Annotated in this window: 25 protein-coding genes; 18 read left to right on the top strand and 7 right to left on the bottom strand. The window is 46.0% G+C overall.

Annotated features, from left to right (window positions below; genetic code table 11):
* Positions 1-12 precede the first annotated feature (12 nt).
* The 4 genes from BN1080_RS12390 (at position 13) to BN1080_RS12375 (ending at position 4,423) form a co-directional block, all read left to right on the top strand.
* Positions 13-1,107 (top strand): carbohydrate kinase, encoded by a 1,095-nt coding sequence (locus BN1080_RS12390; RefSeq protein WP_052652412.1) that lies wholly within the window; start codon positions 13-15, stop codon positions 1,105-1,107.
* Complete coding sequence (locus BN1080_RS12385; RefSeq protein ID WP_052652410.1) at positions 1,104-2,015, top strand: pseudouridine-5'-phosphate glycosidase; 912 nt, start codon at positions 1,104-1,106, stop codon at positions 2,013-2,015. The genes BN1080_RS12390 and BN1080_RS12385 overlap by 4 nt, the downstream gene beginning before the upstream one ends.
* A gap of 117 nt (positions 2,016-2,132) precedes the next feature.
* The gene (locus BN1080_RS12380) at positions 2,133-3,440 is read left to right on the top strand and encodes an FAD-dependent oxidoreductase (protein WP_052652409.1); all 1,308 of its coding nucleotides are present in this window, start codon (positions 2,133-2,135) and stop codon (positions 3,438-3,440) included.
* Positions 3,437-4,423, top strand: a complete 987-nt coding sequence (locus BN1080_RS12375) for a class I SAM-dependent methyltransferase (RefSeq protein ID WP_052652408.1) — start codon at positions 3,437-3,439, stop codon at positions 4,421-4,423. The genes BN1080_RS12380 and BN1080_RS12375 overlap by 4 nt, the downstream gene beginning before the upstream one ends.
* A gap of 71 nt (positions 4,424-4,494) precedes the next feature.
* Here BN1080_RS12375 and BN1080_RS12370 read toward each other — a convergent pair whose 3' ends face one another.
* Entirely contained in the window at positions 4,495-4,716 is a 222-nt protein-coding gene (locus BN1080_RS12370; RefSeq protein WP_052652407.1) for a DUF1128 domain-containing protein, read from the bottom strand.
* 57 nt (positions 4,717-4,773) lie between these two features.
* Positions 4,774-6,135 (bottom strand): alanine/glycine:cation symporter family protein, encoded by a 1,362-nt coding sequence (locus BN1080_RS12365; RefSeq protein WP_052654606.1) that lies wholly within the window; start codon positions 6,133-6,135, stop codon positions 4,774-4,776.
* A 197-nt stretch (positions 6,136-6,332) separates the two neighbouring features.
* Between BN1080_RS12365 and BN1080_RS12360 the strand changes: the two genes are divergently transcribed.
* Complete coding sequence (locus tag BN1080_RS12360) at positions 6,333-6,782, top strand: YtxH domain-containing protein (protein ID WP_052652406.1); 450 nt, start codon at positions 6,333-6,335, stop codon at positions 6,780-6,782.
* A 17-nt stretch (positions 6,783-6,799) separates the two neighbouring features.
* On the top strand, positions 6,800-7,702 hold the full coding sequence (locus tag BN1080_RS12355; protein WP_234398962.1) for a YihY/virulence factor BrkB family protein: 903 nt from the start codon (positions 6,800-6,802) through the stop codon (positions 7,700-7,702).
* A 71-nt stretch (positions 7,703-7,773) separates the two neighbouring features.
* Here the strand turns inward: BN1080_RS12355 and BN1080_RS12350 are convergent, their stop codons facing one another.
* Both BN1080_RS12350 and BN1080_RS12345 read right to left on the bottom strand, forming a co-directional pair.
* Complete coding sequence (locus BN1080_RS12350) at positions 7,774-7,968, bottom strand: SE1561 family protein (RefSeq protein WP_052652402.1); 195 nt, start codon at positions 7,966-7,968, stop codon at positions 7,774-7,776.
* 346 nt (positions 7,969-8,314) lie between these two features.
* A complete protein-coding gene (locus BN1080_RS12345) occupies positions 8,315-8,698 on the bottom strand; it encodes an OsmC family protein (protein WP_052652400.1) in 384 nt (127 codons plus the stop codon).
* A gap of 81 nt (positions 8,699-8,779) precedes the next feature.
* Here BN1080_RS12345 and BN1080_RS12340 point away from each other — a divergent pair, with 81 nt between their 5' ends.
* Positions 8,780-9,967, top strand: coding sequence for an MFS transporter (locus BN1080_RS12340; RefSeq protein ID WP_052652398.1), 1,188 nt, complete (start codon positions 8,780-8,782; stop codon positions 9,965-9,967).
* Positions 9,968-10,402: 435 nt separating this feature from the next.
* Here BN1080_RS12340 and rlmD read toward each other — a convergent pair whose 3' ends face one another.
* Positions 10,403-11,767: a 23S rRNA (uracil(1939)-C(5))-methyltransferase RlmD gene (gene rlmD, locus BN1080_RS12335; RefSeq protein ID WP_052652396.1), complete on the bottom strand. Its 1,365-nt coding sequence runs from the start codon at positions 11,765-11,767 to the stop codon at positions 10,403-10,405.
* A 40-nt stretch (positions 11,768-11,807) separates the two neighbouring features.
* Positions 11,808-12,707 carry a TIGR01777 family oxidoreductase gene (locus tag BN1080_RS12330; protein WP_052652394.1) on the bottom strand — a complete coding sequence of 300 codons (900 nt, stop codon included), beginning with the start codon at positions 12,705-12,707 and terminating at the stop codon, positions 11,808-11,810.
* Positions 12,708-12,799: 92 nt separating this feature from the next.
* On the opposite strand from BN1080_RS12330, the gene recX reads away from it, so the two are divergent.
* The 3 genes from recX to BN1080_RS12315 are packed head-to-tail and all read left to right on the top strand — an operon-like array spanning position 12,800 to position 14,187.
* The gene (gene recX, locus BN1080_RS12325; protein WP_052652392.1) at positions 12,800-13,609 is read left to right on the top strand and encodes a recombination regulator RecX; all 810 of its coding nucleotides are present in this window, start codon (positions 12,800-12,802) and stop codon (positions 13,607-13,609) included.
* Positions 13,599-13,931, top strand: a complete 333-nt coding sequence (locus BN1080_RS12320) for a YfhH family protein (protein ID WP_052652390.1) — start codon at positions 13,599-13,601, stop codon at positions 13,929-13,931. The genes recX and BN1080_RS12320 overlap by 11 nt, the downstream gene beginning before the upstream one ends.
* A gap of 4 nt (positions 13,932-13,935) precedes the next feature.
* Positions 13,936-14,187, top strand: a complete 252-nt coding sequence (locus BN1080_RS12315) for a YfhJ family protein (protein WP_052652388.1) — start codon at positions 13,936-13,938, stop codon at positions 14,185-14,187.
* A gap of 41 nt (positions 14,188-14,228) precedes the next feature.
* Here the strand turns inward: BN1080_RS12315 and BN1080_RS12310 are convergent, their stop codons facing one another.
* Entirely contained in the window at positions 14,229-15,209 is a 981-nt protein-coding gene (locus tag BN1080_RS12310) for a metal-dependent hydrolase (protein WP_052652384.1), read from the bottom strand.
* Positions 15,210-15,311: 102 nt separating this feature from the next.
* Between BN1080_RS12310 and mutY the strand changes: the two genes are divergently transcribed.
* From mutY to BN1080_RS12270, 8 genes are all read left to right on the top strand, one after another.
* The gene (mutY, locus tag BN1080_RS12305; protein ID WP_110925636.1) at positions 15,312-16,391 is read left to right on the top strand and encodes an A/G-specific adenine glycosylase; all 1,080 of its coding nucleotides are present in this window, start codon (positions 15,312-15,314) and stop codon (positions 16,389-16,391) included.
* Positions 16,392-16,393: 2 nt separating this feature from the next.
* Positions 16,394-17,140, top strand: a complete 747-nt coding sequence (gene fabL / locus BN1080_RS12300; RefSeq protein WP_052654602.1) for an enoyl-[acyl-carrier-protein] reductase FabL — start codon at positions 16,394-16,396, stop codon at positions 17,138-17,140.
* Positions 17,141-17,246: 106 nt separating this feature from the next.
* Positions 17,247-17,792 (top strand): nucleoside tri-diphosphate phosphatase, encoded by a 546-nt coding sequence (gene ntdP / locus BN1080_RS12295; RefSeq protein WP_052652382.1) that lies wholly within the window; start codon positions 17,247-17,249, stop codon positions 17,790-17,792.
* 59 nt (positions 17,793-17,851) lie between these two features.
* Complete coding sequence (locus BN1080_RS12290; protein WP_052652380.1) at positions 17,852-19,597, top strand: ABC transporter ATP-binding protein; 1,746 nt, start codon at positions 17,852-17,854, stop codon at positions 19,595-19,597.
* Positions 19,598-19,759: 162 nt separating this feature from the next.
* The gene (locus tag BN1080_RS12285) at positions 19,760-20,779 is read left to right on the top strand and encodes an ABC transporter ATP-binding protein (RefSeq protein WP_052652378.1); all 1,020 of its coding nucleotides are present in this window, start codon (positions 19,760-19,762) and stop codon (positions 20,777-20,779) included.
* The gene (locus BN1080_RS12280; protein ID WP_052652376.1) at positions 20,754-21,737 is read left to right on the top strand and encodes an ABC transporter ATP-binding protein; all 984 of its coding nucleotides are present in this window, start codon (positions 20,754-20,756) and stop codon (positions 21,735-21,737) included. The genes BN1080_RS12285 and BN1080_RS12280 overlap by 26 nt, the downstream gene beginning before the upstream one ends.
* A gap of 29 nt (positions 21,738-21,766) precedes the next feature.
* Positions 21,767-23,398, top strand: coding sequence for an ABC transporter substrate-binding protein (locus BN1080_RS12275; protein WP_052652375.1), 1,632 nt, complete (start codon positions 21,767-21,769; stop codon positions 23,396-23,398).
* Between the two features lie 85 nt (positions 23,399-23,483).
* A complete protein-coding gene (locus tag BN1080_RS12270) occupies positions 23,484-24,488 on the top strand; it encodes an ABC transporter permease (protein WP_052654600.1) in 1,005 nt (334 codons plus the stop codon).
* Positions 24,489-24,498 lie beyond the last annotated feature (10 nt).

Below are 24,498 nucleotides of genomic sequence, written 5' to 3'. Positions count from 1 at the left end.
GGAGGCGAGGAATTGAATCAAAAAGAAGCGGAACTTTTAGCTTTGATTCGCCGGGATCCTTATTTATCTCAGCAGGAAATGGCAGATGCGATGAAACTTTCCAGGCCGTCCATCGCGAACTTAATATCAGGATTGATCCGTGAAGGAAAAATTCTGGGCAGAGCTTACGTCCTGCCGGAAGAAGGGACGGTCATTTGCATCGGCGGAGCGAATGTCGACCGGAAATTCAAAATGAAGAAAAAGACGATCATGGGCACTTCAAATCCCGCTTCAGCGACAGGAAGCGTCGGCGGCGTGGCCCGCAATATAGCAGAGAACTTGGGCCGGCTCGGCCACGAAGTGAAATTGCTGTCGATTGCCGGGAATGATTCCGAGTGGAAATTGATCGAAGAAGTATCGTCGCCGTTTATGTCGACGGATTTAACCAAGTCCTTTGATGAATATTCGACGGGCACTTACACAGCCGTTTTGGAGCCGGACGGCGAAATGCTGCTGGCTATGGCGAACATGGACATCTATGAACAAATGACGCCTGCATATTTAGCGAGAAACGAAAACGCCCTGCTGGCAGCTTCTTGCATCGTCATCGATTTGAATTGCCCGAAAGAGACGATTGAGTATATTCGAAAACTCGCGAAGTCTCGAGAGATTCCACTGGCGGTCATTCCGGTTTCGGGTCCGAAAATGGACCGCCTGTCTGAAGATCTGACCGGCATCACTTGGCTCGTCCTGAACCGGGATGAAGCAGAGCAGTATTTAGGGAAAACAATAGACACATTCGCAGATTGGGAAGACAGTGCAAAGCGCTTGCATGAAATGGGTGCAGAAAATGTATTGATCACTGGTGGTAAAGACGGCGTAATTGCTGCCAAACATTCGTCAGTCCAACATTATGAAGCCCTTCAGGCCCGTACGTTGGAAGACGTCACCGGTGCTGGCGATGCATTCTCGAGCGGCGTGATCCACAGTTTCCTGCGTGAGCAAGAATTTGATGTGACGATCCGTTCAGGATTGATGAATGCGACGAAAACCTTGCAAAGTGAAACAACCGTCCGAACAGAACTTACAGCCGAGCAGTTAAAAAAAGAATTGGAGGAATTACAATGACAGCAATGATTTCATATTCAAAAGAAGTACAGGAAGCAATGGACCAAAAAAAACCGGTGGTGGCACTTGAGTCGACAATTATCTCGCATGGTATGCCTTATCCGCAAAATGTCGAAACCGCACGCATTGTTGAGCAGATCATCCGCGACAATGGAGCTGTCCCAGCAACAATCGCGATCATGGACGGCCAAATTAAAATCGGTTTATCTGATGAGGAGCTTGAACTTTTAGGAAACAGCCCGGATGTGGCAAAAGTTTCACGCCGCGACCTTGGCCAATTGATTGCGACGAAAAAAATCGGGGCAACAACTGTTGCTGCTACGATGATTTGTGCGGAATTAGCCGGCATCCGCGTTTTCGCTACAGGCGGAATCGGCGGGGTGCACCGCGGTGCTGAAACGACAATGGATATTTCAGCTGACTTGGAAGAATTGGCGACAACTGGCGTAGCTGTCGTTTGTGCCGGAGCGAAATCGATTCTGGATATCGGGCTGACATTGGAATACCTTGAAACAAAAGGCGTTCCGGTCATTGGCTACCAAACAGAAGAAATGCCGGCTTTCTATACACGTTCAAGCGGCTTTGGATTGACGTTCAGCGCAGAAAATCCGGAAGTTCTGGCACAAGTATTAAAAGCGCAATGGGATCTTGGGTTGAAAGGCGGCGCCGTTGTAGCAAATCCGATTCCTGCAGAGCATGCACTTGAAGATGCGTTCATCAACGGCATCATCGACCGGGCCATGGCGGAAGCGGAAGAGAACGGCATCAAAGGAAAAGACACGACGCCATTCTTGCTGGGCAAAGTAAAAGAATTGACAGAAGGAACAAGCCTCGTTGCGAACATCGAGCTCGTCAAACACAATGCAGAAGTCGGCGCTAAACTGGCTGTTGCATACAACCAGCTATAAGAAAAAAATACGGAAGCCCGGAAGGAAAAGCACTGCTTTTCCTTCCGGGCTTTTTTAATTGGAAGATGTTTTCAAGCAACCCGGAAAAGGGTAGGTAACAATAAGGAGCTGAAGAAGATGAAAACGGATGTGTTCATTAGCGGAGGCGGCATCGGCGGATTGACCTTAGCCTTGAAATTGGTGCAGCGCGGAGTCGATGTTGTGCTGGCCGAAAGACTTTCGAAAAAACCTCCTACTTATAAAGGGGAATTGCTGCAGCCTAAAAGCATGCAGATATTCGACAGCATCGGAATTTATGAGGAAATCTGCGAACGATCCAATGAGATAAAAGTGCTCGATATGCTCGAACTTTCCAGCACGTTAAAAGTCCAGGACCAATCGTTCATGGATTACAGCGTGCTGCCCGGAAAATACGATGCCGCCTATATGGTCCACCACGAAGAATTAAAATCCATCATCTTAGAAGCGGCTTTAATGTTTACCAACTTCCATTATTTCAATGGAACGGCCTGCAAAAGCCTATCCGAAAATAAAGCGGTGCTGCAAAAAGGCAAAGAAACATTCGAAGTGGAAGCCCGATTTTTCTTTGGCGCGGAAGGACGGGCTTCTGTCACCCGGAAATCGATGGGCATCGAAGTCAAGCAAACGACGTACAACCATCATTTCCTGACAGTTTCGTTTCCGCGCGCAGAAAATTTCAAAGACGGAAAAATCATTTCTACATATAACCGTTTTCTTGGTTTATTTCCATTGCCGGACAATATGGTGAGAAGTGTCTACTTGATTCCGGAAGGGGATTATAAAGAGCTGAAAGAAAAACCAATCAGCCATTTCCATAAATTATATACCGATTTGGCGCCGGCAGTAGACGGCTATGTCCAGCAGCTGACCGACTGGAAAAAGATCCAGCTGATGATTCCCATTATGTATCATGCGCCTTCTTACGTGAAAACCAACAAAGCCATTATTGGAGATGCTGCCCATGCCGTCCATCCAATGGCGGGCGAAGGAATGAATATGGCCATCCAGGACGCAGATATACTGGGCGAATTAGTGGCGGATATGAAAGAAACCGGCAAGCTGGATCCGTCCAATTTGAAATGGTATGAAAAAGTCCGCTATAAGCGAGCCGACCATGTCATCCAATTGAGCCATTTGGCAGCCCTCGCCTATTCATTTCCGTTTAAGCCAGTCAGTTATTTGCGGAAAAGAACATTTGAACGCATGGAAGAAGATCCCATCCTTCACTTTAAGCAAATGTTGAATGTTTCAGGGCTCGGAATGTGGAAAGAAAATGTCCGCGACCGTTTTATCCAAGGAGGCATCATGCCGATCCGGATAAGGGATCTGCCGCCGAGCACCAAAGAATTAAAGTATTTCACTCGAGAAGATGACTACCCATGGAAAGTGGAGGGACTCCTATGATAGATGTAATGAATATGTTTAAAGCAAGAATGTACATGAAACGGAATGAACCGTTCCTCTATAGCTGGCACGCGTATGTCGGCTATGAACTGGATTTATTTAAAGCTTTCGAACGGCCCATGTCGAAATTTGATGTGGCCGATGCCTACCAATTGGATGAAAATCTATTGGATCAATGGGTCAGCGTTGGCTTATCGATCGGCCATTTGAAAGAGGCGGGGAGAGGGCGCTATAAAATCAGCCATGCGTGGAAGCTGCCGAAGCCGAAAGGAAATTATTCCTCCGGTGTCTTATTGAAAGAAATGATGGAATTGCATATTCCGACGTTGTTAAGCTATCCCGAAATGATGCGGAAGCAAAGCCGCAACCATTTTGATGAAGAAAAGCATGCACCGACCGTGGCCGAAACGAGCCGGCTGCTCGAAGTATTGGCATTGCCTAAAATGTCCAAGAAAATCAGGGAGAATGACTGCAAGACGGTACTGGATATCGGATGCGGCGAAGCCGGCTATATCCAAAAGCTTGCTGAACGCTTTCCGAATACCGAATTCACCGGAATTGAAATTAGTCCGGCCGTAACCGAAAAAGCGCAAGAAAACACACGGGACAATGAAAACATCACCATTGAAAATGCGGATTTATGGAATTACCATCCTGAAAAGCAGCAGGATATGGTCATGATGAACAATGTCATCCATTATATTGACTTGGAAAAACGGCAAGAACTGTTTACAGAGCTCGCCAGTTGGCTGAATGACGGCGGCATCCTGTCCGTCGTCACTCCGATTGCCGGCAGTGTAGAAGATCCGCCGTTTGCCAATGTCTTCAATAGCTTCTTCTCCTCATTCGACAATCTGTACCGATTGCCTACCCGGGATGAACTCGCGGAGTGGGGAGAAGAGGCAGGCCTTGAGATGCTCGGCATTAAAACCGTCATCAAAGAAGGCAGCTGGTACATCGCCCAATACCAAAAGAGGGGCTAAAACTGCTGTTTGGAGTTAATAAGAAAATGAAAACCCCGACCTTGGCGTCTGCCGAAGTCGGGGTTTTTGTGTTATTTGCGCAATGAGCCAAGCTCTTTCGCGATGGCCTGCATTTCGTTTGGTGTAATGTTGTCGCGGCTTTTCACCATTTCATATAAATCCAGCAGGTCTTCGTACTGCGAATTGTTGAAATGCTCGGATTTCATCGCATCCACATTGACCATGCGCAATTTTGCCTTAATTTCTTCGATCATAAACGTAATGTTTTCATTTGATGGTTTTGATAGATCCATGATGGGTTCCTGCCTTTCGAAGGGTATAACCCATCATTTCACTGTTCAAAAAAAAAGTCAATTGCCAGCTTGGGCTTCTGCTTTTTCCTCTTTTACTTTTTTTACAATGCGTCGTGTTTCGAGCGCAATAACACCGGACAAGCCAAGCAAGCCGATTAAGTTCGGAATGGCCATCAAGCCGTTCATGATATCCGAGAACATCCAGATCAAGTCTAGCGAAACCGTAGCGCCGACAAACACCATCACAATGAAGGCAATACGGTAGACGATCAGTAGGGCTGGGTTCTTGAATAAATACTGGAAGCATTTCTCGCCATAATACGACCAGCCGATAATGGTAGAAGAAGCGAAGAAAATTAATCCGATCGCTACAATGATTGGTCCGATTGGTCCCAAGAATTGCTCGAAAGCAGCAGTCGTGAGTGCTGAACCTTCAAGGGATTTATCCGTGTACATGCCTGACATGACGATAGTAATTCCAGTGATTGAACAGATGATCAGCGTATCGATAAATACTTGTGTCATCGAAACGAGCGCCTGGCGTCCAGGCATATCCGTTTTGGCTGCCGCAGCAGCAATCGGAGCTGATCCAAGTCCTGCTTCGTTCGAGAATACGCCTCGGGCAACCCCGTAGCGGATGGCTGCGCCGATCGCGCCGCCGACAGCAGCTTCTCCTGTAAAGGCAGAACTGAAGATTGTTGTAACCGCTGGCCAGATAAGGTCAATATTCGTAAGCATGATAATAGCGCCAGCAATGATATAAAACAAAGCCATGAATGGCACAAAATAAGAAGTCACTTTCCCTATTACTTTGACGCCGCCTAAAATGACAGCTCCGGCAAATAAAGTAAGAATGATTCCGGTAATCCAAGTCGGCACACTGAATGTGTCACGGACGATGCCCGCTACAGAATTTGATTGCGTTCCATTGCCGATGCCAAAAGCTGCAATGGCGCCGAAAATCGCAAATATGACGCCAAGCCATTTTTGCTTTAGACCATGCTCAAGGTAATACATAGGTCCACCGGCCATCTGTCCCTTCGCATCGGTGATCCGGTATTTAACAGCTAAAACCGCTTCGCCATATTTCGTTGCCATCCCAAAAAATGCAGAAATCCACATCCAAAAAACAGCGCCAGGTCCACCAAGCACGACCGCCGTTGCAACTCCGACGATATTACCGGTGCCGACAGTTGCAGCCAAAGCAGTTGAAAGAGCTTCGAAATGGCTGATATCGCCTTTAGAAGTCTTATCCTGATTTTTTGAGAAAACCAGTTTTAATGCATAAGGCAACATTCGGACTTGCAGCAAGCCAAGGCGCACAGTCAAGTAAATGCCGGTGCCGACGATTAAAACAAGTAAAGCAGGACCCCAGATGAAACCACTGATATCGCTTAAAATATTCTCCAATTGCTCCATTTTCTCATCTCCTTCAATCAATTCATCTACTCTTCTTAATATTCCAAAACCTCCTTAAGATTTAATATTCCAAAATATCAAACCGAGAGTCAAGCATTTTTTGAAAAAAATAAAAAGGAAGGAAAGTTTAAAATGTGGGAATAGAGGGAAAATCCAAAAGAGATGTAAGTATCATATTTGATTGGGAGGAATTTAGAATGAGCCAAAACAAATTATTAACAGGATTATTAGTAGGAGCAGCAATGGGGATTATCGTTTCCCTCTTCGACAAAAATACAAGAAATGATGTAATGGACAAATCCAAGAAATTATCCAGCAATGCAAAATACTATGCTTCGAACAGAGACGAGCTTATGTCGGCTGTCCAGCAGCAGACGGAAAGAGTTCAAAACCTCTATGCCCGCATCTCTGATGATGCTTCTTATGTAGGGGAAAAAGTCAACGAATTGAAAGAATTGACTCCGCATGTAAAAGACATGGCATTGGAAACGAAAGAGGCATTTGTAGACACGAAAGACGCTGTGCTTGATTCAAAAGACGATGTCTTAACTGCTTTGAAGGAAGACAATCCTTCGGCCTCTTCATCTTTGACCGATGACAGCAGTTCTTCGACATCATCTAATTCAAGCTCTGCAAAAAACGGGTAATTCCAATCAGGAAAGAATTGCAACGGCCATCAACTGATTCCGAAGAGCGCTTGAATAACTTGCAGGTGAGCCATGACGTCACCACGGCTAAGGGCTTCCTGAAAGAAGTAGGCAAACGGATTAAAGAAATAGATGTGCAAGGACTGGGAGCGCAATTAGCGTTCTTTTTCCTGTTGTCTATCTTTCCTTTGCTTATTTTTCTTGTGACGCTATTGCCCTACTTGAATCTTTCGTCAGACCAAATTTATGGTTTTCTGCAGGAAGTAGCTCCTGCTGAAGTCTATGCCATCATTGAAGAAACATTGAAAGACATCATGACGAACCAGAACGGCCGGCTTTTGTCGTTCGGGATCATTGCGACGATCTGGTCCGCCAGTTTGGGCATGGATGCGCTAATCAAATCGTTGAACTTCTCCTACGGAGTTGAAGAGAACCGGCCGTTTCTTATCGCCCGGGGGATGTCGATCCTTTCGACGATCTTAATGATTTTCATCATGATTGTTGCTTTAGTCTTGCCGATTTTCGGCCAACAGACCGGTATTTTTCTTTCCTCTTTTCTTGGATTGGAAGATAGCTTTCTGGAACTTTGGAATCGGCTGCGTTTTACGATACCGCCTTTAATCATTTTTGCGGTGTGTTCGGTCATCTATTGGGTGGCGCCGAATGTCCGGCTGGATGTGCGAAGCGTCATGGTGGGAGCTGCTTTCACCTCTATCGGATGGATCGCGGTTTCCTACATTTTTTCTTTGTACATCAACCATTTTGCTACGTTCTCTGCTACATACGGCAGCATCGGGGGCATAATCATGCTGATGATTTGGCTTTACTTATCAGCAATGCTGCTGCTCGTCGGCGGCCAGATCAATGCCGTCATGCAGGGCAGACGAAACAGCCTGGATCGTAGGCAACACAATTTATAAAACTGCCATAAAAAAAAGCTTCTCCGCCATCAATTGTGCTGATGGCGGAGAAGCTTTTTTAGCGGCTGGCCTTATTTTTCATCTTCTGGACGTGATTTAAATTGCTGCATTTTCTCATCAAGATCATCGACCATGGCAATTAGCCGATCGATATCTTCGAGCTCGGTATTTTCTGGTTCAATGGCATCAAGGACTTCTAAAAACATATTCAATCGCTGTTTCATGTAAGATACTTGCTGCTCTTTATTCGTAATGGATTTTCCCATTGGATACACCTCATTTCGCTTGTTAATAGTAGCGGAAAAAGCATGGAATTTCAACATTCTATAGGAAAAACTAATTATTTATCAATTTTATGTATTTAGAATATTTACTTAACTTGCGTTTTGTGTTAAAGTGATGTTATTCAAATGAGAGGGGAGGCCGAAGTGAATCGTCGAAACCAATCATTGTAGAGGACAAAGGAGGGGGTTCGAACATTTCACCGGCAGCTTAGCCGAAGAAATTAAACTATGGAAATAACAAAATTGGATATTATGAAAACCTAAAGGTTCAGCCGCATTCTGTCATACAGATACGGACTGAACCTTTTGTGGTTTGAATGGATTCAACTCAACGCGACAATTCGTACGTTTCAATAATTTCGATGGAATCTTTGACACTTTGAACCATCGAACAATTCTTCCGGGTCAGCTCCATGACGCGTTCCATCTTGCTTTCTTCGATCTTTCCTTGTAGGGTAAAGTGAATGTGCACTTTTGAAACCCGGTCAGCTTCATCCTCGACGCGCACGACCTCTTTCACTTCGATTTGGATATCATCCGCCGGCATCCGCATTTTCTCCAATACTTTCCGCATCACTCCGCCGCTGCAGACAGCGAGTGAAGAAACCAGTAATTGATAAGGGCGGAAACCGTATTGCTCATTGCCGGATATCTCAATTTCTCCAAAAGGCAATTTTCCCGTAAAACCATTTTCGTTCATTGAATAATTCATTTAGTTAACGCCTCCTTATGGTAAAATTGTAACTGAATTCTTACTGAAGTTAAATGAACGCGCATTATCAAGGAGGCACCAATGAAAACATTTGTAAAAAGCGACCGCGCCAGGTTCTGGATATTGGTCGCCATCGTATCGATTTCGGGTTTTTCCCAAGGCATGCTGCTGCCGCTGATTGCCGTTATTTTTGAGCAGGACGGCATCTCCTCAACTTTAAACGGCCTCAGCGCTACGGGACTGTACATAGGAACGTTGATTATCGCGCCTTTCATGGAACCGCAATTGCGGCGATTCGGCTATAAGCCGTTGATTCTCCTCGGCGGCGGACTGGTAATTGCCTCGCTTTTCTTATTTCCTTTATGGAAAAGCGTATTGTTCTGGTTTATTTTGCGCGTATTGATTGGCGTCGGGGACCAGGCACTGCATTTCTCCACCCAAACATGGATTACGAGTTTTTCGCCTCAGCACCGTTTAGGCAGGAATATCGCCATCTACGGCATGTCTTTTAGTGTAGGGTTTGGCGCTGGGCCTTTGTTTGTGCCATTGGTCAATATTTTTGAAGCGCTGCCTTTCATCATTTCAGGCGTTCTTTGCCTGATTGCTTGGTCGCTGGTGTTCTTGTTAAGAAATGATTTTCCGGAAGTTTCAAGCGGTAGCATGGCGAGCACGGGAACTCTTGGGCGTTTTAAGGCGGCGATGGTCATCGCTTGGGTCGCATTTTTGCCGCCGCTCGGCTACGGTTTTTTGGAAGCTTCCTTAAATTCCATTTATCCTGTGTACGCGTTAAGGCAATCGATTGATGTCGGAATGGTTTCGATCATGCTTGCTGCGTTTTCTTTAGGCGCCATTGCCACGCAATTGCCGCTCGGAAGTTTAAGCGACCGTTACGGCAGAAGGAATGTGTTGATCGTCGCTTTGTCCGGCGGTGCTCTTGTGTTTGGCATCGGCAGCTTTTTCGAAGCTTATGCCTGGGTTACTGTTGGATTTTTTGCCTTGGCGGGAATGTTTGTCGGATCCACGTTTTCTCTGGGCATTTCATTTATGGCGGATTTGATGCCAAAAGATTTGCTTCCGACCGGCAATTTGCTTTGCGGCATCGCCTTCAGCATCGGGAGTTTGACCGGCCCGTTTTTAGGCGGACTTTTTGTCCAGCATTCGGGGGGACTCAGTTTCCTGTTATTGATCGCCGCCATATTGCTCGTCATTTTCCTGGTTATCCTCCTGTTCGGCGGAAAGAAAAAAGAACCGGAAGCAGAGTTTAGTTAAATGGAAAAAGGCACGGAAGCTTTATAGCTTCCGTGCCTTCAGATTGTAGAGAAATTAATTAGATGAGAGCATCTGCTCCTGGAAGCCGCACTGCGGCGCTATGGACAGCGTTCCCGCAATAAGCCGAGAAACCCACTCGTCTTATTGCTCCACCCTGTCCGGAACCGCGCCGGTGCTGGAACACTCCCTAAAGATATAGAGCTAAACAGGGAGACGATGTTTTTAAAAAGCATCGTTTTAAAACACTTGCTCCTGCGTGAGCTCGTCGCAGGAGCGATCAACTTCGCTATTCCGCAGTCAACCGCTTCGCAGCGGTTGACTGCGGAATAGCGAGTTTTAAATTGATTTTTTTCCATTTCTATCTTTTCCAACATATTAAAGGCACGGAAGCTTTTATGGCTTCCGTGCCTTTTTTGGTGTTCAGCGTCCGTTTTCTTATTTTAGTACCAGCTTTGTCACCGATTCCACCTGGGCGGTTTGCGGGAACATGTCGACCGGCTGAATGTATTCGATCTTGTAGATTTTCGTCAGCTGCTGCAAATCTTTCGCTAACGTAGAAGGGTTGCAAGACGTGTAGACGAAACGCTTCGGCTTCACCTTCAAGATGGTTTGGATCAATGAGTCGCCAAGCCCTGTGCGCGGTGGATCCACTGTCAATACGTCAGGCGTATAGCCGTCCGTACGCCAGGTTTCCAGCCATTTCTCTGCACTGCCGGTCACGTATTTCGCGGTATAGCCTGATTTTTTCGCGTTCGCTTTCGCATCTACCACACTTTCATGAATCAAGTCCATGCCGCGTATTTCCTTGGCGCGGTCAGCGAGCCACATTCCAATCGTTCCGACGCCGCAATACGCGTCAACGACGGATTCGGTGCCTGTCAGATCAGCGGCGCGTTTAATTTCATTATAGAGGTTCACGGTCTGGATCGGATTCAATTGGAAGAAAGCCCGGGCGGAGAGGTCGAAAGACAATTCGCCGAGTTTCTCATGAATCGTGTCTTTGCCGTAAAGGGTGAAAGTCTCTTCGCCAAAAATTAAAGAAGTTTTTTCTTTATTGACATTTTGCACGATGGACACGATTTTTGGATCCAAGTTTTGAAGAAGTTCCACTAAGAATTCTTTTTGTGGAATTTTAGCACGCGTCGTAATCAGGACGATTTGGATTTCGCCGGTTTCCACGCCTGTCCGGACCACGATCGTCCGGATGATGCCTTTCATCGTTTTGCCGTCATAGATTGGAATTTTCAAATCCTCCAATACGCGCTTCACGTCATTCGTGATGCGTGTCGTATTCGGGTGTTGGACGATGCATTGCTCAATGTCCAATAATTGATGGGAGCCTTCTTCAAACAGCCCGGCAATTACGCGGTTTCCTTTCAAGCGTGTTTGGAACTGGCTTTTATTGCGGTAATACCACGGGTCTTCCATGCCAATCGTTTTTTCGACTTGGACAGGGATCCCTTTTAAATAGCGCTCCAATGCTTGAACGACCAAATCTCTTTTCTCAACCAATTGCTGGCCATATGTCATATGCTGCAGTTGGCAGCCGCCGCATGAATCGTAAATCGGACAAGGCGGCGTCTGGCGATGGGGAGAAGGTTTGCGCAATTTTAAAATGCGGGCTTCCGCAAAATTCCGTTTGATGTTCGTGACTTGTGCGGTGATTTCTTCTCCAGGCAATGCGCCTTGGACAAAAATGACATTGCGTTTAAAAAAACCGATGCCTTCACCGTTGATTCCTAGCCGTTTAATCGTCAAAGGGAATTTTTGGCCTTCCTCGATTATGGGTTTATCGTTCATTTTTTCACGTCCTTTTTGTAATCATCCCTTCATTATAGTCTTATTTGTAGATATCAGCCAGTGCCGATTGCAGATCAGGAAAGCTGAATTGGAATCCGTGCCGCTCGAGGACTTTTGGAAGAACGCGCTGGCCTTCAAGAACGAGCCGGCTCTTATCGCCAAGAACTGCCTTCAAGGCAAATCCGGGGACCGGGATCCAATGAGGCCGATTCAAGGTTTTGCTAATGTGCTTGCCGAAATCTTTCATCGTTTTCGGGTTTGGGGCGGTGACGTTGAAAGGCCCTGTAAGTTCAGGAGTGTCGATGGCGAATTGAATGGCTCTTGCCGCATCTTTGACATGGACCCACGACAGCCATTGTTTGCCGCTGCCGACCGTACCGCCGACAAATAGTTTGTATGGCAAAGCCATTAACGGGAGAGCGCCGTCTTTTTCGCCGAGAATGATGCCAAACCGCGCAAATGCCACTCTTACGCCATAAGAAGAAGCGTGGTCTGCGAGCTTTTCCCAATCGATGACCGTTTTTGCCAGGAAGTCATCCCCTCTGTCGCCTGATGCTTCTGTATAAGTGACCGTTGTGGAAGCCGGATAAATTCCGATGGCGCTTGCATTGATCAAGACTTGCGGCTTTTTCTTCAATTGGTCGATAATGCGGATCAGTTCGTGCGTAGATTCGATGCGGCTGCTGTAAATTTCTTTTTTTTGCTGGTCGCTCCACCGTCCGTCATTGATCGAACTGCCGGCAAGGTTAATGATCGCGTCGATTCCTTCAAGTTCACGTTCAGGCGAACTTCCGGATTTAAGCCATTCGATATACTTCGTGTTCGGTGTAGAAGGTTTCGGGTTTCGGGTCAAAATGTAGACGATGTGTCCGCCCGTATGGAAAAGCCTTGTCAACTCTTTGCCGACAAAGCCTGATCCGCCTGTAATTGCTATCTTCATCATCATCCCTCCTGTTTCTCCTATAGTACCCACAATCCATGCATTTAAGCGCTCAAAAGGGTATAATAATGAAGGAAGAGAGGTGCCGGTAAATGCCGATTATTTCGAAAATCACGCAAGGCAAAAAGAATCCCGAAAGGTATAATATTTTCTTTGAGGATAAATTTGCATTCAGTGTCGATGAAGCGGTACTTGTTAGGTATCAGCTCACCAAAGGGAAAGAACTGGACCAATGGACAATTGAAGAAATGGCTTTCGAAGACCAAATTCGCAAAGCCTACAATACAGCCCTTCATTACCTTGGCTTCCGTATGCGAAGCGAAGGAGAAGTGCGGACCAAACTGAAAGAAAAAGAGTATGGGGAAGCAGTCATAGATGAAGCGATCAAAAAGCTCTATGTACATAAGTTCCTCGACGATCGGGCTTTTTCAGAAGCATTGATGCGGACCCAGATGAATTCAGGCAAAAAGGGGCCGCGTGCCATCCAGCAGGATATGCAAAAGAAAGGGATTGATAAACAGATGCAAAAAGAAGTTTTAGATTCCTACACCGAAGAAGAGCAGCTTGAAATTGCGAGAGGGCTCGCCGAAAAAATTGCCGCGAAAGAAAAAATGAAAACCCCGAGCCAAGTAAAGCAGAAAATCAGTGATTTCCTGATGAGAAAAGGGTATTCCTATACGCTAATCAGCCAAGCCATTGAAGAGCTGGAGCTTGAAAAAGATGACGACCAGTGGACTGATATTGTTAATGAACAAGGCGATAAACTATGGCGGAAGCATAGCCATAAATTGACCGGCTACGATTTGAAATCAAAAGTGAAGCAGGGCCTTTACCAGAAAGGCTTTCCAGCAGAAGTGATCAATGACTACTTGGATAAAAAGGAGCAAGAAAATGACGGATGAAAAACGCTATAGCCAAATGGATGAAAATGAATTGCGCAATGAAATTGCCAAACTGAAAGAAAAAGCGAGAAAAGCGGAGCAATTGGGCATCATTAACGAATTTGCCGTGTTGGAGAGAAAAGCGGTAATGGCGGCTGCTTACTTGATGGATCCAAAAGACTTCAAAAAAGGCGAAGTCTACCGCATCGAAGGAGATCCGAACGTCTATTTCCAAATCGACTATTTGAAGGGCCGGTTTGCTTGGGGCTACCGGATGGGTGGAGAAAAGCATACAGAAGCGCTGCCAATTTCTATGCTGCGGCCGTTAAAGGAAGGGAAGTAAGCCAATGAACGAAATCATTGACCAGCTAGTGATAGAATTGCTTGAAAAAAATACGAATCTTTCAGAAGAAAAAGCACGGACTTGGATTGAGCTGCTCGTTTCGGATTTTGAAGCCTCTTATGCAAAAGCAGGCTATGACTACCAAGGGACAGCAGTAGTGGAAAAAGTCATTCGCCAATGGATTTCAAGCTACGGCGATAAAATCCATGAATTCGCCGGGACGAATCCCAAATACGCACATCTTCTAGAAGACTAAAAAAACGCACACAGAGCTGTGTGCGTTTTTTCTATGGAAAGCTAGTTATGGCTAAAGTCGAGTTTTTTCCTTAACTTATCTTCGCTGAAGATCCAGCCCGTATAAGAATTGAGGATTTTGCATTTTTCGTCGAGATGGGCGACTGCCACAAACGGATAATAATCATTGCTCCGGTAGCGAAGGTCAATCAGGCGCACTTCATAAATGGCATCGTATTTTGTAATTTCCCAGCGGTACAGCGGAGAAAAAGAAACGAAAGCCGCCAGATTTTTGTCTTTCATGGCTGCCTGGAATAGGTTGGAGTCCGGCAGCGGCTTTTTCATGAACTTGTCATAGATATTGATTGAACGCCCATAAGCACGGCCGACATAATGGTGGGTAGCCGTATCAGCCGCAATGCGCCATTGAAAAAAGCGCATCGTCGGGGCGACAATGATATGCGTCGTTCCCGGAATGGTATGCTGAACCGCTTTTTTGACGGCATGTTGGACCGCAAATCGGGCTACATAATAGAAAAACAGGACACTGTACAATATCGCCATAGTCCATACAGGATGTGCCCCAAATGCCCAGCACATCAGAGCGAGCAGATGCGCCCCAAAAATGATGGGATCAAACGTATTGATGACGCCGAGTGCAACCCATTTATTGGAAATTGGCCGCAGTGCTTGTGTTCCATAGGAATTGAAGATGTCGACAAATACATGCAAGAATACCGCCAAAAACGTCCAAAGCCATAAGTGGAGAAGATTGGCTTCCGGAAAAATCAGCCATAAAGCGCCCGAAATTAAAATCGGCCAGAGCAAAACGGCCGGTATGGAATGGGTCACTCCCCGGTGGTGGCGGATATAGACCGCGTTGTCTCTAAGTTTAAGAACCGTGTCGATATCCGGCGCCTGTGAACCGATGATGGTTCCGGCAATAACTGCTGTGGTTGTAATGGCGCTGCCGGCGACTGCCGGGTCTGCCATGGCAAGGCCGCCCAGGGCTATTCCCATAACAATATGCGTTCCTGTGTCCATAGGCGCGCCCCCTTTCTGATCAAATAAAAACGTCTAAATGCAGCAAAAGACCGCATATTATATCTATATATACCCGCTATTAAAAGCGAATAATCAAACTGAATGGAGGCAACCGCCATCGAATTCAATAAAAACGAATTTCAACAAGATCTGATCCGATGGTTTGCAGCGGAGAAACGCGATTTGCCGTGGCGCCGGACAGCCGACCCCTACCAAATTTGGATTTCTGAAATCATGCTGCAGCAAACCCGGGTGGATACCGTTATTCCATACTATACCCGCTTTGTCGAAAAATTTCCCACTTTATACGATCTGGCAGAAGCCGATGAAGAAGTTCTCCTAAAGCAATGGGAAGGGCTCGGCTATTATTCACGCGCACGAAATCTTCAGGCCGGAGTCCAAGAAGTGGCCGAAAAATACGGTGGGATAGTTCCGTCAAACCGGAAAGACATTTCATCCTTAAAAGGCGTCGGCCCTTATACGGCCGGTGCCGTTCTCAGCATTGCCTACGGTGTGCCGGAACATGCGGTCGACGGAAACGTGATGCGCGTCTTGTCGAGAATTCTCTTGATCGAAGAAGATATCGCCAAACCGAAAACCCGGAAAATTTTCGAAGAAGCCGTGATGGAAATCATCAGCCATGAAGATCCATCGTCTTTCAATCAAGGGCTGATGGAGCTGGGAGCGCTGATTTGTACGCCGACTTCGCCGAAGTGTTTGCTTTGTCCGGTGCGGGAACATTGCGCTGCTTTCCATGAAGGCAAACAGCACGAATTGCCGATCAAGACAAAAGCGAAAAAGACGAAAGCCACTCAATATGCGATGCTCGCAATCGAAAAAGAGGATAAAGTGCTTCTGGAGAAACGCCCGTCTTCTGGGTTGCTGGCAAATATGTGGCAATTCCCGATGCTTGAAGTGACCGCGGAAACGCTGCCGCTTGAAATCGAAGAGCAGCTTTCCGAAAGTTTTGCAGGGGAAGTGCAGTCGGTCGAAAAATTTACTTCTTTTAAACACGTGTTTTCTCATTTAACATGGAATGTGGATGCTTACACAGCAAAAGCAGGAAATTTAACGTTGCCTGCCCAGATGAGATGGGTGACGGCTGAAGAATTGGAATTGCTTCCGATTGCAGGGCCGGCCCAGAAAATGAAAACAGCTTTATTACAAAAAGGAGATGTTTGATGATGGCAGAACAAAAAGTGGCATTAGTGACAGGAAGCAGCCGGGGATTAGGAAAAGCTTTGGCCATTGCGCTTGCGGAGCAAGGCTATGATATTGTGGTCAATTATGCACGAAGCAAAAGTGCAGCACTTGATACGGTGAAAGAAATCGAGGCGAGAGGGCAAAAAGCATTGTTGGTGCGTGCGAATGTCGGAGACGTTGAAAAATTGCGCGCCATGTTCGAAACGGTCAAGGAAGAGTTCGGGCGTTTGGATGTCTTCGTTTCAAATGCAGCGTCCGGCGTTTTGCGTCCGATTATGGAACTCGAAGAATCCCATTGGGACTGGACGATGAACATTAATGCGAAAGCCATGCTGTTCGGTGCTCAGGAAGCAGCGAAATTGATGGACAAAGGCGGGAAAATCGTCGGCGTCAGTTCGCTGGGATCGATCCGCTATTTGGAAAATTACACGACTATTGGTGTATCAAAAGCAGCAGTGGAATCCATTACCCGCTACTTGGCGGTAGAACTGGCGCCAAAAGGAATTTCGGTTAATACCGTTTCCGGTGGTGCACTGGATACGGAAGCGCTGAAGCATTTTCCAAACCGCGAAGAATTGCTGAATGATGCGCGCGTCAACACGCCGGCCGGCCGGATGGTAGAGATCGATGATATGGTGAAAACCGCGTTATTCTTGATTTCGGACCAGGCGGATATGATCCGCGGGCAAACGATTATTGTCGACGGTGGACGCTCAGTCATGTTGTAAGCCTATTGCCTAGCCGTCTTTTTACTGTATGTTTTCAGAATTGATTGATATAATGATGAAATAGCAGAAAATATATAAACGGCTTAGACGAAAAGGTGTGATAGACATGGCGGTTCCCACGGAGGGAGAAACGATACAGATCCACAGCTACAAACACAACGGCCGAATCCACCGTGTCTGGCAAGAAACAACGGTATTGAAAGGAACAAACAACATCGTAATTGGTGCAAATGAGCGGACGATGGTGACCGAATCCGATGGAAGAACATGGATTACGCGGGAACCTTCCATCTGCTATTTCCATGCGGAGCATTGGTTTAATATCATTTGCATGCTTCGTGACGACGGCGTTTATTATTATTGCAATGTCAGTTCTCCATTTGTTTATAATAATGGATCATTGAAGTATATCGACTATGATTTGGATGTTAAAGTGTTCCCTGATATGTCGTACACCTTGCTGGACGAAGATGAATATGAAGATCATAAACGGCAGATGGGTTATCCGGAAGTGATCGACCAGATCCTCCATCGAAACGTGGAGAAATTGATTGGCTGGATCAAACAGCGGAGAGGGCCCTTTGCCCCTGACTTCATTGAAGTTTGGACGAGCCGCTATGAATTCCATAGGCAGTACCGGCTCACTGAGTAAAATGAAAACCTGTTGCCAGCCAACAGGTTTTTCATTTTGAAAAGATTGGAGTGAACAGATTGAGCCCGACAAAACGCTATATGCAATTTGTAAAACCGTATTACTGGCAAATTGCATTAACCATCATTATTGGGATTTTTAAATTCGCGATTCCTTTATTCATTCCGCTGCTGATCAAAATTGTCATTGACGATATCATCGGAGCAGAAGGATTATCGAGCGATGAAAAACTGAACTACCTGTATCTTTGGCTAGGGGGGACAGCCATCCTGTTCTTTCTGCTGCGCCCGCCGATTGAATACTACCGGCAGTATTTTGCGCAATACGTCAGCAATAAAATCCTGTACGACATCCGGCAGCACCTTTACGGGCATCTGCAGCGCTTAAGTCTGCGCTATTATGCGAATACTCGAGCAGGCGAAATCATCTCACGCGTCATCAATGACGTGGAGCAGACGAAAAACTTCGTCATGATCGGCCTAATGAATTTATGGCTGGATCTGGCGACGATTTTAATCGCGATCGGCATCATGCTGACGATGGATATTCCGTTGACGATCGTAGCGCTCCTGGCATTCCCGTTCTATGCCTTTAGCGTCAAGTACTTCTTCGGAAGATTAAGAGACCTGACCCGGGAACGTTCGCAGGCACTTGCCAATGTGCAAAGCTATTTACATGAACGCGTCCAGGGAATGAGCATCATTAAAAGCTTTGCGCTAGAAAAGCATGAACAAAAGATTTTTGATGAAACGAACGACGGATTTTTAGAAAAAGCGATAGACCATACAAAATGGAATGCCAAAGCATTTGCGGTCGTCAATACAATAACGGATATTGCACCTTTACTGGTCATCGGCTATGCCGGCTACCAAGTCATCCAAGGGAATCTTTCTTTAGGGACAATGGTTGCCTTTATCGCCTATATCGAACGCCTTTACAATCCGCTTCGCCGTCTGGTCAATTCATCGACTACCTTGACGCAATCTTTTGCTTCGATGGACCGCGTCTTTGAACTGGTCGATGAAGAATACGAAGTGACCGATAAAGAAGGCGCGAAAGATTTAGGAGTTGTCGATGGAAAGCTTGAGTTCAGAGGGGTTTCCTTCCATTACAACAACGGGGAAACCGAAGTGCTTTCCAATCTGAATTTTACTGTGAAGCCAGGTGAAACCGTCGCCTTTGTCGGAATGAGTGGCGGCGGGAAGTCGACGATTGTTTCGCTCATCCCGCGTTTTTATGATGTAACGGAAGGCGCCATTTTGTTGGATGATCATGACCTGAAAGATGTGACCATCCATACGCTGCGCGACCAGATCGGTTTGGTTTTGCAAGACTCCATCCTTTTCAGTGATTCAGTGAAATCGAATATCCTGATGGGGAAACCGGGTGCAAGCGATGAAGAAGTCATAGCGGCTGCGAAAGCGGCAAACGCGCATGACTTTATCGAAATGCTGCCGAACGGCTACGATACAAAAGTGGGCGAGCGCGGCGTGAAATTATCAGGCGGCCAAAAGCAGCGCATCGCCATTGCGCGCGTCTTCCTGAAAAATCCGCCAATCTTAATTTTGGACGAAGCGACTTCTGCGCTGGATTTGGAAAGTGAAGCGCTGATCCAAGATTCTTTGGAACGGTTAGCCCATGACCGGACGACCTTGATTGTCGCCCATCGTTTATCAACGATTACCCATGCAGACCAAATTCTCGTAATTGACCACGGGAAATTAGAAGAGAGAGGCACTCACGATGAACTGATGAAAAAACAGGGAGTGTACTATAATTTATTCCAAGTTCAGCATTTTAATTGATAGTTCTTTAGACCCTCAATCATTTTGAGGGTCTTTTTTTGATATGTATCATAAAAAGAGCTTTATATCTTAAAAAGCTATTGCAATAATACTAATATTACGTATAATAAAAACACATAGAATTTTCTGATTTAAATAGAGAATATGAGGGGTGATGACACCATGAGAGAACGAAAAACCATACTGGACGTGAAAGGCCTAAAGACCTCTTTTTTCACAGATGATGGAGAAGTTCCAGCTGTAGACAATATTGATTTTCATATACGAGAAGGCGAAGTGCTCGGCATCGTCGGCGAGTCAGGATGCGGGAAAAGTGTTACATCCCTATCAATTATGGGACTTGTGCCAAGCCCTCCTGGGAAGATCACCGGAGGAGAAATTTTATTTCAAGATAAAGATTTAACAAAATTGAACGAGAAAAAAATGCGTGCAATCCGTGGGAATGATATCGCAATGATTTTCCAGGAGCCCATGACATCGCTCAATCCGCTGTTTACGATCGGCGACCAACTGCGCGAAGCGATCAAAATCCATAAACGCGACTGGTCCAAGAAACAGATTCAAGAACGGGCAGTCGAAATGATGAAATTGGTCGGCCTCCCGCGTGCTGAAGATTTGATGAAAGAATACCCTCACCAGTTATCTGGCGGAATGCGACAGCGTGTCATGATTGCCATGGCCTTGCTGTGCGACCCGAAAGTCTTGATCGCGGATGAACCGACTACTGCATTGGACGTAACCATCCAAGCCCAGATTTTAAAGCTAATTAAAAACTTGAATGAAACGTTAAATACAGCGGTCTTATTGATTACTCACGATTTAGGGGTTGTGGCAGAGACGTGCGAACGGGTCATTGTCATGTATGCAGGAAAAGTAGTTGAGGAAGGGCCAGTACATACCATTTTCAAAGATCCGCAGCATCCGTATACAAGAGGGCTATTAGAGTCCGTTCCGGATATGCGTTTTAAAAAGGAGCGTTTATATTCCATTCCAGGAAATGTGCCGAAGCCGGGATCTATTCGGACCGGCTGCAAATTTGCCGCAAGATGCGAATTTGCTTTTGACCGCTGCTTGAACGAAAATCCTGACCTCTACCAGACGGCGGATGACCACCAAACCCGCTGCTTCTTATTTGATCCGAAGGAGGTTCAGGCTCATGACCGAACCGTTGTTAAAAGTTGAAGGCTTAAAAAAGTATTTTCCGATTAAGTCGGGAGTCTTAGGGCAAGTGAAAAACCACGTCAAAGCGGTTGATGATGTTTCCTTTGTGGTCCATGAAGGCGAAACACTGGGAATCGTTGGAGAATCCGGCTGCGGGAAATCCACTACCGGCCGCATGCTGATGCGGCTGCTCGAGCCGACAGACGGCAAAGTGTTTTTCGATGGCAAAGAGTTAACCGATTTGTCGAATCAGGAAATGCGAAAAATGAGACGGGATATTCAAATGGTGTTCCAAGATCCATACGCTTCATTGAATCCGCGCCATACAATTGAAAAAATCCTGATGGAGCCGTTGAATGTCCATGAAATCGGGGATCCGAAAGAACGCAAAAAGAAAGTCCATGAATTTTTGGAAATCGTCGGATTGAGCAGCTACCACGCCAAACGCTATCCGCACCAATTCAGCGGCGGGCAGCGCCAACGCATCGGAATAGCCCGGGCGTTGATGACGAACCCAAAACTGATCATTGCCGATGAACCGGTATCGGCTCTCGATGTATCCATTCAAGCGCAAGTTCTCAACTTGATGCAGGATTTGCAGAAAGAGCTGAAACTTACTTATATTTTCATTGCCCACGATCTGGGGGTTGTTCGCCATATCAGCGATCGGGTAGGTGTGATGTATTTAGGCCAGATGGCGGAATTGGCCGATAGCGAATCGTTGTATGAGAAGCCGCTTCATCCTTATACACAAGCCCTGTTGTCCGCAGTTCCTGTGCCGGATCCGGATTTTACCCGTGAACAAGTGGTTATAAAAGGAGATGTGCCGAGCCCGGCAAATCCGCCGAGCGGCTGCAGGTTCCATACACGCTGTCCATTTAAAATGGATATTTGTGAGACCACAGTGCCTAAGTTTGCAGAAGTTGAGAAAGGTCATTCTGTAGCCTGCCATCTTTATAAAGAATCCAGGCCGCAATGATAATAAATACCAAAAATGGAGGGGTAGATTTGAGAAAGAAAAAGATCGTATCATTAGCAATCTTGATGCTTCTGTTGATTTCCACGGCATTGTTCGGCTGTAGTTCAGACAATTCTTCTAGCGGCAATAGCGGAGATAGCGGCAGCAGTGGCGACAGCGGAGATTCTGCTGAAGAAAAAGTATTGATTTTTGGCCGAGGCGGAGATTCCGTGTCGCTTGATCCGATTGCAGTAACCGACGGTGAATCTTTTAAAGTCACAAAAAACATTTTTGATACATTAGTAAACTTTGGTGAGCAAGATACAGAAATCCATCCTGCCCTAGCGACAGAATGGGAAGCTGCTGAAGACGGTTTAACTTACACGTTCCAATTGGAAGAAGGCGTTAAATTCCATGATGGCACTGACTTCAATGCAGAAGCTGTTGTGGCGAACTTTGAGCGTTGGGCTGCTGGAGACGCAGACAAATTCCCATACTATGCTTCCATGTTTGGCGGTTTTGGAGATGAAGAAGGCCACGTAATCGATTCAGTTACTGCAACTGGAGACTACGAAGTTGAATTCAAATTAAAACGTCCACAAGCACCATTCTTGAAAAACTTGGCAATGAGTCCTTTCGGAATTGCTTCACCTACAGCTTTTGAAGCTGCAGGCGACAAATTCGGTGATCAGCCAGTAGGTACAGGTCCATTCAAATTCGTTGAATGGAAACGCAATGACTCAGTTACAATCGAAAAATTCGAAGATTACTGGGTAGAAGGCGAACCGAAGCTTGACCAGGTCATCTTCCGTTCAATTCCTGATAACTCAGCTCGTTTGAACGCATTATTGTCAGGCGAAATTGATTTGGCAGACGGCATCACGCCATCTGATTCCGAAACAATCGAAAGTGATGAAAACCTACAATTATTCGAACGTCCGTCAATGAACGTTGGCTACCTTGGTTTGACGGTTACACGTGAACCATTTGATGATCCAAAAGTTCGCCAAGCGATGAACTATGCAATTGATAAGCAAGCGATTGTTGATGCATTCTTCGAAGGCCGTGCAGATGTAGCGGCTAACCCAATGCCATCAGTCATCAGCGGATACAATGACGAAATTGATCCTTACCCGTACGATCCAGAAAAAGCAAAAGAATTATTAGCTGAAGCGGGTCTTGCAGACGGTTTCGAAATGGAACTTTACGCAATGCCGGTTCCACGTCCATATATGCCGGACGGCCAAAAAGTTGCAGAAGCGATCCAAAAGAACTTGGCTGATATTAACGTAAAAGCTGAAATCGTTTCATTCGAGTGGGCAACTTACCTTGAAAAAGCTGCAAATGGAGAAGCAGATGCTTTCCTATTAGGTTGGACTGGGGATAACGGCGATGCCGACAACTTCCTTTATGTATTGCTTGACCAGGATAATATCGGTTCAAACAACTACACTTACTATGAAAACCAGGAGTTGCATGATCTGTTTATCCAAGCACAAACTGAAGTGGATGAAGAAGTGAGAAACGACTTGTACAAACAAGCTCAAGAAATCATCCATGAAGACGCTCCATGGGTTCCGCTTGCACACTCTACACCGCTTCTAGCTGGCGGCAAGAATGTTGTGAACTTCAAAGCGCATCCAACTGGCTCTGACAAATTGGCTTCTGTAGATTTAGAGTAGGCTTTTTAAGAGGAGAAGTCGTCATGATTTCTCCTCTTTTTTCTTAGTTTAGATACATACTGCAAGAGATGGAGAGGTGAAGAAAGTGCTTCACTATATAGGGAGACGCATTTTACAATTAATTCCTGTGCTTTTGGGCATGACTTTTATCGTGTTTTTGATCATCCGGGCAATTCCGGGCGATCCAGCTCAAGTCATCTTGGGGCAACAAGCATCCGAAGAAGCGATTAAGGCTCTAAGAACAACCTTAGGTTTAGATAATCCATGGTATATCCAGTATTTTGATTATTTAAAAGGGTTGGTTACAGGGGATTTAGGAGAATCGCTAAGAACTCGTACTCCAGTAATGGATGAAGTTTGGCCTTATTTAGCTGCTACCATTGAGCTATCGGTTTTCGCGATCATTATCGCAGTCATCATCGGCATCAATGCCGGCATCATTTCTGCTTGGTTCCAGAACTCTTGGTTCGATTATTTGGCTATGATTATTGCACTGGTCGGAGTATCCATGCCGATTTTCTGGCTTGGCCTTATGAATCAATGGATCTTTTCGATTGAATTGGGGATTTTGCCGACCACAGGCCGGGAAAATGTTCGGGATCCAGTAGAAGTCATTACGAATTTCTATATTATTGATACGATACTGACCGGACAGTTCGATCAATTGTCTACAGTATTGAAGCATTTAGTATTGCCGGGAACCGCTTTAGCGACCATACCAATGGCAATTATTGCCAGGATGACCCGTTCAAGCATGCTTGAAGTGATGCGTTCTGATTACGTGCGTACGGCTCGTGCAAAAGGCTTGAAAATGTTCTTCGTCGTTTACAAGCACGCTTTGAAAAATGCGATCATCCCTGTTTTGACGATTATCGGTTTGCAAATGGGCTTGCTGCTTGGCGGCGCCATTTTAACGGAGACAATCTTCGGCTGGCCGGGGATCGGACGCTACATCTATGAAGCAATCGGCTTCCGTGATTATCCGGTAATCCAGTCCGGAATTTTGATCGTCGCATTCATCTTTGTCATGATCAACTTATTTGTGGATCTTCTCTATAGCTTAGTAGATCCGCGCATCAAATATGATTAAGGAAGGAGGA

Source organism: Planococcus massiliensis (assembly GCF_000821325.1).
GTDB classification, from domain to species: domain Bacteria; phylum Bacillota; class Bacilli; order Bacillales_A; family Planococcaceae; genus Planococcus; species Planococcus ruber.
Note: the sequence above shows the minus strand (reverse complement) of the source record. Positions and strands in the feature narration are given on the sequence as shown.